9 protein-coding genes are annotated in these 12,462 nt (G+C 60.7%); 2 read left to right on the plus strand and 7 right to left on the minus strand.

The genetic code is table 11. The features are described 5' to 3' along the window. Positions 1–39 precede the first annotated feature (39 nt). On the minus strand, positions 40–870 hold the full coding sequence (locus M5B98_RS04425; protein WP_248741956.1) for an oxidoreductase: 831 nt from the start codon (positions 868–870) through the stop codon (positions 40–42). A 130-nt stretch (positions 871–1,000) separates the two neighbouring features. On the opposite strand from M5B98_RS04425, the gene M5B98_RS04430 reads away from it, so the two are divergent. After that, positions 1,001–1,906 (plus strand): LysR family transcriptional regulator, encoded by a 906-nt coding sequence (locus M5B98_RS04430; RefSeq protein WP_248741957.1) that lies wholly within the window; start codon positions 1,001–1,003, stop codon positions 1,904–1,906. Here M5B98_RS04430 and M5B98_RS04435 read toward each other — a convergent pair whose 3' ends face one another. Both M5B98_RS04435 and M5B98_RS04440 read right to left on the minus strand, forming a co-directional pair. Next, complete coding sequence (locus M5B98_RS04435) at positions 1,907–3,076, minus strand: DUF1624 domain-containing protein (RefSeq protein ID WP_248741958.1); 1,170 nt, start codon at positions 3,074–3,076, stop codon at positions 1,907–1,909. Positions 3,077–3,181: 105 nt separating this feature from the next. After that, positions 3,182–6,211 (minus strand): FAD-binding and (Fe-S)-binding domain-containing protein, encoded by a 3,030-nt coding sequence (locus M5B98_RS04440; protein ID WP_248741959.1) that lies wholly within the window; start codon positions 6,209–6,211, stop codon positions 3,182–3,184. Positions 6,212–6,370: 159 nt separating this feature from the next. Between M5B98_RS04440 and M5B98_RS04445 the strand changes: the two genes are divergently transcribed. Beyond that, positions 6,371–7,255, plus strand: coding sequence for a LysR substrate-binding domain-containing protein (locus M5B98_RS04445; protein ID WP_248741960.1), 885 nt, complete (start codon positions 6,371–6,373; stop codon positions 7,253–7,255). Positions 7,256–7,435: 180 nt separating this feature from the next. Here M5B98_RS04445 and M5B98_RS04450 read toward each other — a convergent pair whose 3' ends face one another. The 4 genes from M5B98_RS04450 to M5B98_RS04465 form a co-directional block, all read right to left on the minus strand. Continuing rightward, positions 7,436–8,041 carry a DUF6338 family protein gene (locus M5B98_RS04450; RefSeq protein ID WP_248741961.1) on the minus strand — a complete coding sequence of 202 codons (606 nt, stop codon included), beginning with the start codon at positions 8,039–8,041 and terminating at the stop codon, positions 7,436–7,438. Between the two features lie 123 nt (positions 8,042–8,164). After that, on the minus strand, positions 8,165–9,778 hold the full coding sequence (locus M5B98_RS04455; protein WP_248741962.1) for a GMC family oxidoreductase: 1,614 nt from the start codon (positions 9,776–9,778) through the stop codon (positions 8,165–8,167). Between the two features lie 60 nt (positions 9,779–9,838). After that, positions 9,839–11,056, minus strand: a complete 1,218-nt coding sequence (locus tag M5B98_RS04460) for a mandelate racemase/muconate lactonizing enzyme family protein (protein WP_007950483.1) — start codon at positions 11,054–11,056, stop codon at positions 9,839–9,841. 1 nt (position 11,057) lies between these two features. Beyond that, a complete protein-coding gene (locus tag M5B98_RS04465) occupies positions 11,058–12,392 on the minus strand; it encodes an MFS transporter (RefSeq protein ID WP_248741963.1) in 1,335 nt (444 codons plus the stop codon). Between the last annotated feature and the right edge of the window lie 70 nt (positions 12,393–12,462).

Here is a 12,462-nt window from a genome sequence, read left to right on the forward strand (position 1 = left end):
AACAGAGCGCAGCCTGCGATGGCTTCAATGGGGGTTGTGTCAGTCCTTGAAATCCGTGGACAGTGCCAGCTCATTCCACTGCGCCAACTCCTGCGCCACCAAGCGGTTCTTCGCTTCAATTCGCGCAATGGTGTCACTGCCCAGCGCCAGCCGCTGCGGCGGGTTCGGCGCATTGACCAGCGCCAGCATGGCCTCGGCAAACTTCACCGGATCGCCCGGCTGCGCGTGGTTGGCGGCTTCGGCGAAGGTACGCATCTTGCCCACGGTTTCGTCGTAGTCCGGCAGCACCAGCGCGGTCTTGACCAGCGATTGTTCGTCGAGGAAATCCGTGCGAAAGAAACCCGGTTCGACCACCGTGACCTGTATGCCCAGCGGCGCCAGTTCCTGATGCAGCGCTTCGCTGATGCCTTCCACCGCGAACTTGGTCGAGCCGTAGACACCCCAACCCATGTAGGCCTGATAACCGCCAATGGACGAGATGTTGATCACCCGTCCGCTGCGCCGGGCGCGCATGTGCGGCAGTACGGCGCGAGTGACGTTGAGCAGGCCGAAGACGTTGGTAGCGAACAGACGCTCGGTTTCGCTGGCGCTGGTTTCTTCCACCGCGCCCAACACGCCGAAGCCGGCATTGTTGATCAGCACATCGATGCGGCCGAAACGCTTGATCCCCTCTGCCACCGCCTGGTGGGCCTCGTCTTCACGGGTGACGTCCAGACGCAGCGCCAGCAGGTTCGGGTGCTCGCCGAGACGATCCGTGATGTCCTGCGGTTTGCGCGCGGTGGCAATTACCGCGTCGCCGGCACGCAGGGCGCGTTCCGCAATGAGGGTGCCAAAACCACGGGAAGCTCCGGTAATCATCCAGGTACGCATAGCAACTCCTCCTGTTAGTGACCCTGGCGTTAGTGCCGGGTCTTTTCGATGAGTTGATGCGACTTTAAAGCCGTGTTACTGATGCGATAATCCCAACAAAATTACATGGCTTTGTGAAAGGCGCTCATCAATGAAAAACCCGTCCACGGCGGATCTGTCGATCTTTCTAAGCATCGCCCAGCATCTGAATTTCAGTCGTGCGGCGGTGGATCTGGGCCTGACACCTTCGGCACTGAGTCACTCGTTGCGGGCTCTGGAAAACCGCCTCGGCGTTAGGCTGTTCAATCGCACCACCCGCAGCGTGGCGCTGACCGAGGCCGGCGAACGGCTTTACGCCCGGCTGAAACCGGCGTTTCGCGATATCGAAGATGCACTTGAAGACCTCAACCATTTCCGCGACAAACCCTCCGGCAACCTGCGCATCACCTCCGGGCGCCAGGCGTGCGAACTGGTGCTGCTGCCGATTGCCAGCGAGTTTCTGCAGGCCTACCCGGACATTCGTCTGGAAGTGGTCGAAAGCGATGCGCTGCTGGATATCGTCGCTGCCGGATTCGATGCCGGTGTGCGCTTCGGCAATCGGCTGGAGGCGGACATGGTGTCGCTGCCCGTCGGGCCGAACCTGCGTTCAGTGGTGGTCGGTTCGCCGGCGTTTTTCCAGCAACATCCAGCGCCACAGAAACCCGAAGACCTGCATGCCCTGCCCTGCATCCGTCATCGGTTCCCGAGTGGCTCGATGTACCGCTGGGAATTCGAACGTGGTGGCATTGAACAGGAAATCGAAGTCAACGGTCCGCTGACGCTGGGCGATGTCAGCCTGATGGTCGGCCCGGCGTTGCAAGGTCTGGGACTGGCCTATGTGTTTGAAGACATGGTCAGCGAACACCTCGCGGCCGGGCGTCTGGTGCAGGTGTTGGCGGACTGGTGCCCGTACTATCCCGGCCTGCATCTGTATTACCCGAGCCGACGCCATGTACCGGCGCCGCTCAAGGCTTTCATCGACTTTGCCCGCAATGTTCGCGACGGCAAAACCGGGTAGTTACAGGTACTTCAACCAGGCGATGTCCCGTCGCCGAGCCTTCAATGCCGAGAACCAACGCACAGCCGGGAACAACCCGACCGCCAGCACCATCGCCGCCAGCCACACCGCCGCCACCGATGAGAAGCCGAAATGACTGCCCTGATTGAGCCCGACCAACGCCACGCCGATCAGGTACAGCACCTTCAGCGCATACAGGTGCAGCAGATAGAAAAACATCGGCGCCGAACCGAACACCGTCAGCCAGCGAATCCAGCGTCGCTCCTGTGCACGCTCGAACACCAGCAACAGCAGCAGACCGACGCTCACCGTCAGGGTGATGAACAGCAGCGACGGCGGGTATTTGGTGATGTTGAAAAAGCTCATCAGGGTTTGCAGGCTGCTGTCATTGATCGACCACGGTTTTTCGCCGTAACCGTTGACCAGCCGCAGCGCCACGAAACCCAGCAGCCCGGCGATACCACCGACCAACAAGCGGCGCTGGCGCAGACCTGAATCGGCAGCGCGAGCGAACCACGGCCCCAGCGCGTAACCCAGACCGATCACACCGATCCACGGCAGCAACGGGTACGACGTACGCAAGCGCAAAGTCTCGCTGACTTCGATCCAGCCGCGGTCATGCAGGATCGCCCACGGCACATGCAGCGCCGATTCCGTTCCAAAATGCACACCATCCAGCAGGTTGTGCCCGGCGATGATCGTCACGCTCAACGTCAGCAACAGCCAGCGCGGCAACCAGACCAGCAGCGACAGCGCGATCATGCTCAGGCCGATGGCCCAGATCACTTGCAGGTAGATCACGGTCGGAGGCAGCTGGAACGTCCAGGCGAAATTCACCAGGGTGAATTCGAGAACCACCAGGAACAGACCACGTTTGAACAGAAAGGCACTGACGTCAGCCTTGCCGTCGTACTTCTCCCCGAACAGCCACGCCGACAAGCCGGTCAACAGCACGAACACCGGCGCACACAGATGCGCCAGAGTGCGGCTGAAAAACAGTGCCGGTTCGGTGCCGGCGATGTCCATCGGGTCGGACACCTGACGATGCAGCAGAAAGGTTTCGCGCACGTGATCCAGCAACATGAACAGAATGACCAGACCACGCAGCGCATCAATGGACAACAACCGGCCAGTCGCCGGCGGGACGTTTCGGGGAACAGCAAGGGTCATGAAGGGTTCGCAATCGAGTGAAGAGTTCGATCGGGCAGGGTGCAATCGGCCCGAATATTTGCGTTACCTTATAACATGAAAAGTCGCTTCAATTGCCAACGGTTCTCAAGCAGAACGCAGCCTTTCAAGCAGCACCTGCAACGGATGACGCACCGTCCGGTCGGCCTGGCGCTTGACCTGGCTGCGGCAGGAATACCCGGTGGCCAGCGCTTCACCCCGCTCTACCGGCGCCTCAATCTGCTTCGCCCAGGACTGCTCGTAAATCACCGCCGAGGTTTCGCGATTGCGGGCTTCGTGGCCGTAGGTGCCGGACATCCCGCAGCAACCGGTGGCCTGGGTCGTCAGCTTCAAACCGACACGTTCGAACACCTGCTCCCATTGCCGGGTCGCGGCAGGCGCGTTGGTTTTCTCGGTGCAGTGCGCGAGCAGGCGGAAGGTTTCCTCACGGCGCTGATCGAGTTGCTCCGGCATGACCTTGAGCAGCCATTCCTGCACCAGTGCCACCTCCGGGCATTTCTCCATCCCTGGCACTTTCAGATATTCCTGGCGATAAACCAGCGTCATCGCCGGATCGAGCCCCACCAGCGGCACCCCGATCCCGGCCAGTGCGCGCAGTTGCCCGGCATTGCGCAACGCTGCGCGATTGAACGCCGACAGGAAGCCCTGCACATGCAGCGGCTTGCCGTTGGCGCTGAACGGTGCCAGATAAACCTGATACCCCAGTCGCGAAATCAGCTCGATCAGATCCGCCAGCAATGTCGCCTCGAAATACCGGGTGAACGCATCCTGCACCAGCACCACACTGCGCTCACGTTGTGCCTGAGTCAGCGCCGAAAGCGCATCGACTGACGCCGGCTGGACCTGCCAGCGGCGCATCGCCGCATGGAAATCGAAGCGGCTGAGCAACGGCACATCGACCATACCGCCGAGACGCTCGATCAAACGACGGCTGAACGAAGCCCCCATCAAACCGTTGTAGAGAAACGGTATCCGCGCCATGTACGGAATCGTGTACTCCAGCGAGGCAATCAGGTAATCCCGCGCCGGCCGCAGGTAACGGGTGTGGTACAGCTCGAGGAACCGCGAACGGAAGTCCGGCACGTTGACCTTCACCGGGCACTGCCCCGCACAGGACTTGCACGCCAAGCAGCCGGCCATGGCGTCGTACACCTCATGGGAGAAATCCTTTTCCTGGGCGCGGCTGTTGCGCCAGCGCTGCAGCAACGTGCTGAAAAACGGCGGACGGCGACTGGCATCGGACAACACATCGACACCCGCCTCGCCCTGCAAGCGCAGCCATTCACGTATCAGCGAGGCGCGGCCCTTGGGCGATTGCGCACGCTGGCGAGTGGCTTTCCACGACGGGCACATCGCATCGTCGGGATCGAAGTTGTAGCAGGCGCCGTTGCCGTTGCAGTGCATGGCCGCGCCGTAGTCCTGCCAGACTTTCTCGTCGATCTGCCGATCGAGTTCGCCGCGCAGGGTCACTTCGTCGATCTTCAGTAGTGCAGCGCCAGGAATATCCGGCGTGGCGATCTTGCCCGGATTGAACTGGTTGAACGGATCGAACGCCGCCTTCAACGCTTGCAGTGCCGGGTACAACGCGCCGAAGAAGGCCGGCGCGTATTCCGAGCGCAGGCCTTTGCCGTGCTCGCCCCACAGCAGGCCCCCGTAACGCTGGGTCAGCGCGGCGACGCCGTCGGACACCGGTCGCACCAGTGCGGCTTGTTGCGGGTCTTTCATGTCGAGAATCGGCCGTACGTGCAGCACACCGGCATCGACATGGCCGAACATGCCGTATTGCAGATTGTGGCTGTCGAGCAGGTCGCGCAGCTCGGCGATGTATTCGGCCAGGTGTTGCGGCGGCACGGCGGTGTCTTCGACAAAAGGCTGCGGCCGCGCTTCACCGGCGACGTTACCGAGCAAACCCACCGCACGCTTGCGCATGCCATAAACGCGGTTCACCGCCGCATGACCGACAGCAAGCGTATGGCCCAGCCGCTCGACCGTGGCATCGGTGCCCAAGTGCTGGATGAAAGCCTCGACCCGGCCTTGCAGCTCCTCGGGATCGTCGCCGCAGAACTCCACCAGATTGATCCCCAGCGTCGGCCGTCCGGCGCTTTCCGGGAAATACTCGGCGACGCCGTGCCAGACGATGTCCTGCATCGCCAGCAACAACACTTTGGAGTCGACGGTTTCAATCGACAGCGGCTTGAGCGCCATCAACGCCCGGGCATCGCGCAACGCGTCCATGAAGCCGGCGTAGCGAATATTCACCAGCATCGTGTGCTTGGGGATCGGCAACACGTTGAGCTTGGCCTCGACCACAAACCCCAGCGAACCTTCGGCGCCGCACAGCACGCTGTTGAGGTTGAAACGGTTGTCGGCCTCGCGCAGGTGCGCCAGGTCGTAGCCGGTCAGGCAACGGTTGAGGTCGGGGAAGGTTTCCCGGATCAACTCGCCCTGCTCATCGATGATCTGCCGTGCGCAGCGATACACTTCGCCGGCCCGGCCCTCGCGGGCGCATTCCGCTGCCAGCTCGCTTTCTTCCAGTGGACGACCTTGCAAGCGCTCGCCACCGCGCAGGACCATGTGCAGTTCCAGCACGTGGTCGCGGGTCTTGCCATAGGTGCAACTGCCCTGGCCGCTGGCATCGGTGTTGATCATGCCGCCGACGGTGGCGCGGTTCGACGTGGACAGCTCCGGAGCGAAAAACAGCCCGGCGGATTTCAGTGCCGCGTTCAGCTGATCCTTCACCACGCCGGCCTGCACCCGCACCCAACGCTGCTCAACGTTGATTTCGAGAATGCGATTCATGTGCCGCGACAGGTCGACGACGATGCCGTCGGTCAACGACTGACCGTTGGTACCGGTGCCACCTCCGCGAGGCGTAATCACGACTTTCTGGTAAGCCGGTTCGGCGATCAGGCGTGCCAGCAGCGCCACGTCGTCGGCGTCGCGCGGGAATACCGCCGCTTGCGGCAAGCGCTGATAGATCGAGTTGTCAGTGGCCAGCACCACGCGGCTGGCGTAGTCGGCGCTGATTTCGCCGCGAAAGCCACTGGTTTCAAGGGCTTTGAGAAACTGTTGGTAATCGGTGTTCAACGCGGTGGAAGGCGACAGCTGGGCAATCATCGGACATGCAATCTCGGTCAAAAACGGGCCGTGTGGCGGTGAACAGTTGTGCGCAATGAATGATTGCGTCACGCTCCCGCCATCTCATAGGCCTTATGTTCATTGCAGAGCGATGCCGGGACAACCGTAAAATCGACCCGCAATCCATGACTAAAACGAATGAATCCGCGAACTCTTACTCCCTCGATGTCGTTGCTGCTGGCGTTTGAAGCCGCCGCACGCCATGAAAGCTATACCCGCGCCGCCCACGAACTGTCGCTGACCCAGAGTGCGGTCAGCCGTCAGGTGCAGATTCTGGAAAAGATGCTCGGCATGCGCCTGTTCAGCCGCGAAGGCCGGCGGGTGATCCTTACCGACGTCGGACGCATGTACCAACGCGAGCTGTCAGAAGCCCTTGGGCAGATCCGCAGCGCAACGCTGCAGGCCATGGCGTTTGGCTCGGGCATTCACAGCTTGCGCCTGGCGACTCTGCCGACCTTCGGCTCGAAATGGCTGTTGCCACGCCTGAAGGATTTCTACACCGCGCACCCTGGCATGACCGTGCACCTGCATTCGCGCATCGAAGCCATCGACTTCGACACCAGTGAAATCGACGCGGCGATTTGTGTTGGCGGCGGTGACTGGCCGGGGCTGACTGCCCACCGCTTGCACACCGAAGAACTGGTAGTGATCGCCAGTGTGCAGTTGTCCGATACCGAACGTCGTGCGGCCGACGAAGATATCGCCGGGCAACTGCTGCTCAACGTCAGCAGCAATGCCCAGGCCTGGTCCGAGTGGTTCAGCCACCACGCCCTGCCCCATCGCAGCATGCGCATCGGCCCGAGTTTCGAGATGACGTCGCACCTGATCCAGGCCGTGCGCGCCAATATCGGTATCGGACTGGTGCCGAGGATTCTGGTGGAAGATGAGTTGCACAGCGGTGAGCTGGTGCAACTGGGGGAACCGATCAGCAGTCGGCGCAGTTATTACCTGGTGTACCCGGCGCGCAACGAGTCGTTGGCGTCGCTGAAGGCATTTCGGGATTGGCTGGTACAAACGCTTTGAGTTGATAGCCTGAACTGAGACGTTGACAACCGGGGCGAATAATCGCCCCTTGTATCGGCTAACGCTTCAGCGGTGGCGGTGCCTTTGGGCCCTTGATCAATGGTTGGTCCAGCAACTTCCCGTCGGGGCCGACGAATAGGCGCTCCAAATGTTTCGGCATTGGTTGCGGTGCTCTGGCAGTCATGATGATTCCTCTGATGCTGGGCTGAACTCGACCCATTTAACCTTCGCGGAATCTATCAGCAAAAACTCGGCACCAATAGGATCCAACTTGCCATCGTCGTTGAGCCAGCGTGGAAACTTCATTAAAAACTGCCCGGTGTTCGACTCCGGTGGCCACTCGACTGGCCAGCCTAGAACGCGCCTTTCATCATCCAGGTGAAGGGTGATGAATCGATCATACTGAGCGAAAGCGCAGAACCATTCACTGGGATAGGAAGATTGTTTCGTTACGTTTCTGCTGCGCAACCACCTATGCAATTTTCCATTGGTGGCCAGACAACAAGCGATCAACCCCAGCAGCAACGAAGCAGAAAATGCCCAGCACGCTTCAGCCTTGGCATCCCACTTTCCTACGGAAAATCCCTTCTCCCCCACCCACACACAAACCGCCCCGATCCCCAGCACCATCCCGTGAATCACAAACGTAAAAATCAACGCCTGCACAATCTGCCCGAACGTATCCGGCCGCTTGAACGCCGTCAGGGTGTAGAAAGTCCAGGTCGAGACAAAACCCGGGATCAGATACTGCAACAGCGGAATCACCTCTTTCACCAGATCATCCATGATCGGTCGCTCCTTGAATCAAAAAACCAATCCTCCAGAAACAGCAATGCCGGCCCGTAATGGGCCGGCATTCAAAGGCTAGCGCAGGCTGGAGATCCGTCTGCGATCAAGTGTCACCGCGCATTACGCATCCTGCAGAATCAGATCCGCGCCCTTCTCCGCCACCATCAGCACCGCGGCATGGGTGTTGCCCGAGGTCACGTTGGGGAAGATCGACGCATCGACGATCCGCAACCCCTCGAGGCCATGCACCTTGAGGCGCTTGTCGACCACCGAAGTCTGCTCATCCGCCCCCATCGCGCAGGAACCGCACAGGTGATAGATCGAGCCGCAGTTGTCACGGAAGTACTGCAGCATCTGCTCGTCGGTTTCCACCGCCGGCCCCGGCAAGACTTCATCGACCGTGATGCCCTTGAGCGCCGGAGCGCCCATGATCTTGCGCATCAGGCGACTGCCCTGGATGACCTCATCGATGTCCTTTTGCGTGCTCAGGTAGTTCGGGTCGATCAACGCCGCATCGCGCGGATTCTTCGAGGCAATCGTGATGTGCCCGCGACTGGTCGGGCGGCACGGGTTGAAGCACAGCAGAAAGCCTGAATATGGCTCCGGCTTGAGGCTGGCCTTGTTGTTTTTCGGAATCTGATATGACAGCGGGTTGAAGTACAACTGCAGGTTCGGATGGCTTTGCTCCGAGTTGCCCCGGAAGAATCCACCAGCCTGATTGACGCTCATCGCCAGCGCGCCCTTGCGGGTCAGCAGATATTTCACGCCGAGTTTGAACTGGCCGAACAGCGAGCTGAGCTCATCGTTCAACGTCGGAATATTGGCCTTGTAGTAGTAGCTGACGCACAGGTGATCCTGCAGGTTCTGCCCCACTGCCGGCAGGTGTTTGACCAGCGGAATCTGATGTTTGGCCAGCAAGGCGCGATCCGCCACGCCGGACAGTTGCAGGATCTTCGGCGTGTCGACGGCGCCAGCGCACAGGATCACTTCCTTGCGCGCTGTGAAAGTACGCACCACGCCATGCTGGGTGATGGAAATGCCGGTGGCGCGCTGCTGGCTTTCATCGAACAGGACCCGGTCGACCAACGCGTAATGCTCGACCGTCAGGTTCGGCCGGCTCAGCGCCGGGTGCAAATGGGCGAAGCTGCTGGAGCTGCGCTGGCCATTGCGGGTGTTGACGTCGTAGATGCCCGCGCCTTCGAATTTCGGACCGTTGAAATCGTCGCTGCGCGGGTAACCGAGCTCGTCGCAGCCCTTGAGGAACACGTCGCAGATCGGGTGGGTCTGGCCGGCCATCGGGGTGATGCTGATCGGGCCGCTACCGCCATGGTATTCGCTGTCGCCCAGCGGATGGTTTTCCAGTTTGCGGAAATACGGCAGCACGTCCTTGAAGCTCCAGCCGTCGTTGCCGTTGGCCGCCCAGTCGTTGAAATCATGGGCCTGACCACGCACGTAGATCATCGCGTTGATCGAGCCCGAACCGCCCTGGACCTTGCCGCGCGGAGCGTAGATTTCGCGATTGCCCAACTGCTTCTGCGGCTGGCTGTAGTACATCCAGTTGAAGGTCGGGTTGTAATACATTTTGGCGAAGCCGACCGGGATCTTGAACCACAGGGAACTGTCCTTGCCGCCCGCTTCCAGCAGCAGCACCGTGTATTGGCCCGAGGCCGAAAGCCGGTTGGCCAGGACGCAGCCAGCGGCGCCTGCGCCAGCGATGATGTAGTCGTATGTCATGCACGGTTACCGCGTAAGTCTTTTTATCGAACCCGCCCGTTACCGGGCGGGGAAATCCCGTCAGCCCTTGGCCGGCGATGTGTCTTTGACGTCGGCCGGGGTCGGGGCCATTTGCAGGTGCAGGCGCTCACCGGTGTACGGCGAATGTTTGCGCACCACATCCATGTTCAGCTCCACGCCCAGGCCCGGCTCGGTGGACGGGATGATGTAGCCGTCCTCCCACTGCAACGGCTTTTTCAGGACCTCGGCGTGGAAGCCGCCCCAGGTCTCGATGCTTTCCTGAATCAGGAAGTTCGGCGTGCAGGCCGCGAGCTGGAAACTCGCCGCTGCGCCAATCGGCCCGTTGTACAGATGCGGGGCGATTTGCGCGTAATAGGCTTCGGCCATGCTGGCGATCTTCTTGCCTTCGAGCAGGCCGCCGCAGCGCGCCACGTTCATTTGCAGAATCGACGCACCGCCGGCCTGCAACAGCTTGAAGAATTCGTACTTGGTGGTCAGACGCTCACCAGTGGCAATCGGAATGCTGGTCTTGGCCGCGACTTGCGCCATGGCCTCTTCCTGGCCCGGCGGCACCGGTTCTTCGAACCACAGCGGGTCGTATTTTTCCAGGCGTTTGGCCAGGCGAATCGCCGAGGACGGCACCATTTGCCCATGAGTGCCGAACAGCAGGTCGCACTTGTTGCCCACCGCTTCGCGAATCTTGCGGCAGAAGGTTTCGCAGCGCTCCAGCACTTCCAGCGAGATCTGGTGCCCGGAGTACGCGGTGTACGGCCCGGCCGGGTCGAACTTAACGGCGGTGAAGCCCTTGTTCATGTTCTCGATGGCGCACTCGGCGGCCAGGTCCGGGTCGTCGTAGTCGTACTCGCCACGGCTGTTGACCGGGTACAGGTAGGTGTAGGAACGCAGGCGTTCGTGAACCTTGCCGCCGAGCAATTCGTAGACCGGCTTGTTCGCGGCCTTGCCGATGATGTCCCAGCAGGCCATTTCCAGGCCACTGACCACGCCCATCATGGTCAGGTCGGGACGCTGGGTGAAGCCACTCGAATAGGCCTGACGGAAGAAGCGTTCGATGTGGTGCGGGTCCTGATTCAACAGGTAGCGTTCGAACACGTCTTCGATGATCGGCAGCATGGCTTTGGGGCCGAAGGTGGCGGCGTAGATCTCGCCGACGCCTTCGATGCCGCAGTCGGTCTTGAGTTTGACGAACAGCCAGTACATGCCGCCGATGTGTGGTGGCGGTACGGCGACGATATGGGTTTCAAGGGCGACGATTTTCATGTCAGGCACCTGTCTTATTCAAAGAAGTTTTGTTCGAAGATTTTCTGTTGATCCGGGCACGCAGGGTCACGGCAGCCAGAGTGCCGATCAGACCGATAGTGGCGATGTAGCCGAAATAGAGCTTGTAGCCGAGGGCGCCGGGGAAATGTTCAGTGAGGTAGCCGTTGATCAACGGGATAAACGCATCCGGCATGTAACCGACCACGGAGACGATGCCGATGGCCAGTCCGGTGATACGCAGCGGAATGTTGCAGCTGTCGAGGATCGCCCAGTACAGACCGCGAATCGCGTAGGTCATCAGGCCGATGAAAATCACTGTCGCGATCAGCAGCCCCATGCTGTTGAGTGCCGGGAACACAATCAGGCCGACAATCGCCAGACTCGCCAGCAACAGCGCGACGATCAGCACCGAGATGTTCGAAAACTTGTCCCCCAGCCAGCCGCCACCGATGCCGCCGATCGGGCGCATCCACAGCTTGATGGTGGTGATGGTGCCGGCCATGACGGCGGTCAGGCCACTGCCTTGCAGGTAGTCCGAGAAGCTGTAGGTGGCCCAGAAGATGTGGTAGCCGCAGAACACGATCGCGGTGACCAGCCACAGTTCAGGGATCTTCACCAGGGTCGCCAGATCAGTGAGCAGGTTGAACTTGCCCTTCTCCACCGGCGGCGTGTCTTCCATCGACTTCGGGTCCTTGATCAGCACCAGCACGCAGCCGATGGCGATACAGGTGAAGGCGTAGAGGTAAACCACGTGCCTGAAACCTTCGGCGGTGGACTCGCCACGGGTTTCGGTAGCAAAAGCGAACAACGCCAGCGCGACCGTCGCCAGCAGCGCTTCGACCAGCCCGCGACCGCCATCGAGGATGCCGAAGAACCGGCCCTGCTCGCTGTGATGAGCAATCATCTTCACGCGCTTGAGCACCGAGGCCCAGAACGTCAGGCCGGTGGTCAGACCCCAGCAACCGAAAATGATCATCAGCCCGGTCATCGACGGCGCGGTCGAATACCACAACCCCAGCGCACCGGTTGCCACCAGCGAGAAGAAGATCAGGAAACGCGGCGCGATACGGTCGGCCAGCCAGCCGCTCGGCAGATAGCTGAGCAGGAAAATCGTCCCAAGCATCGAGTACAGATAACCCAGCTCGCTGTGGTTGATCTGGAACACCTCGAGCATGGTGGTCTGGTAGACCTGGCGCAGGTACAGAATCGGGTAGATCGCACCGGCGGCGAGCACCAGCAACATCAGTTGGAAATAGCGACTTCCCTTGTCGCTCTGGCTTTTCGAAGCCGAGTTGGAACCCTGAACAGCGGCAGCAGAGGATGCATGCTTGGACATTGAAGTGACCTCGGGCGACCCGTGCTCCGGGCGCCCCTGATAATTGTTTTTATAGGTGTAGCGTGAGGCG

It is taken from the genome of Pseudomonas sp. MWU12-3088, assembly GCF_023242405.1.
GTDB lineage: Bacteria > Pseudomonadota > Gammaproteobacteria > Pseudomonadales > Pseudomonadaceae > Aquipseudomonas > Aquipseudomonas kribbensis.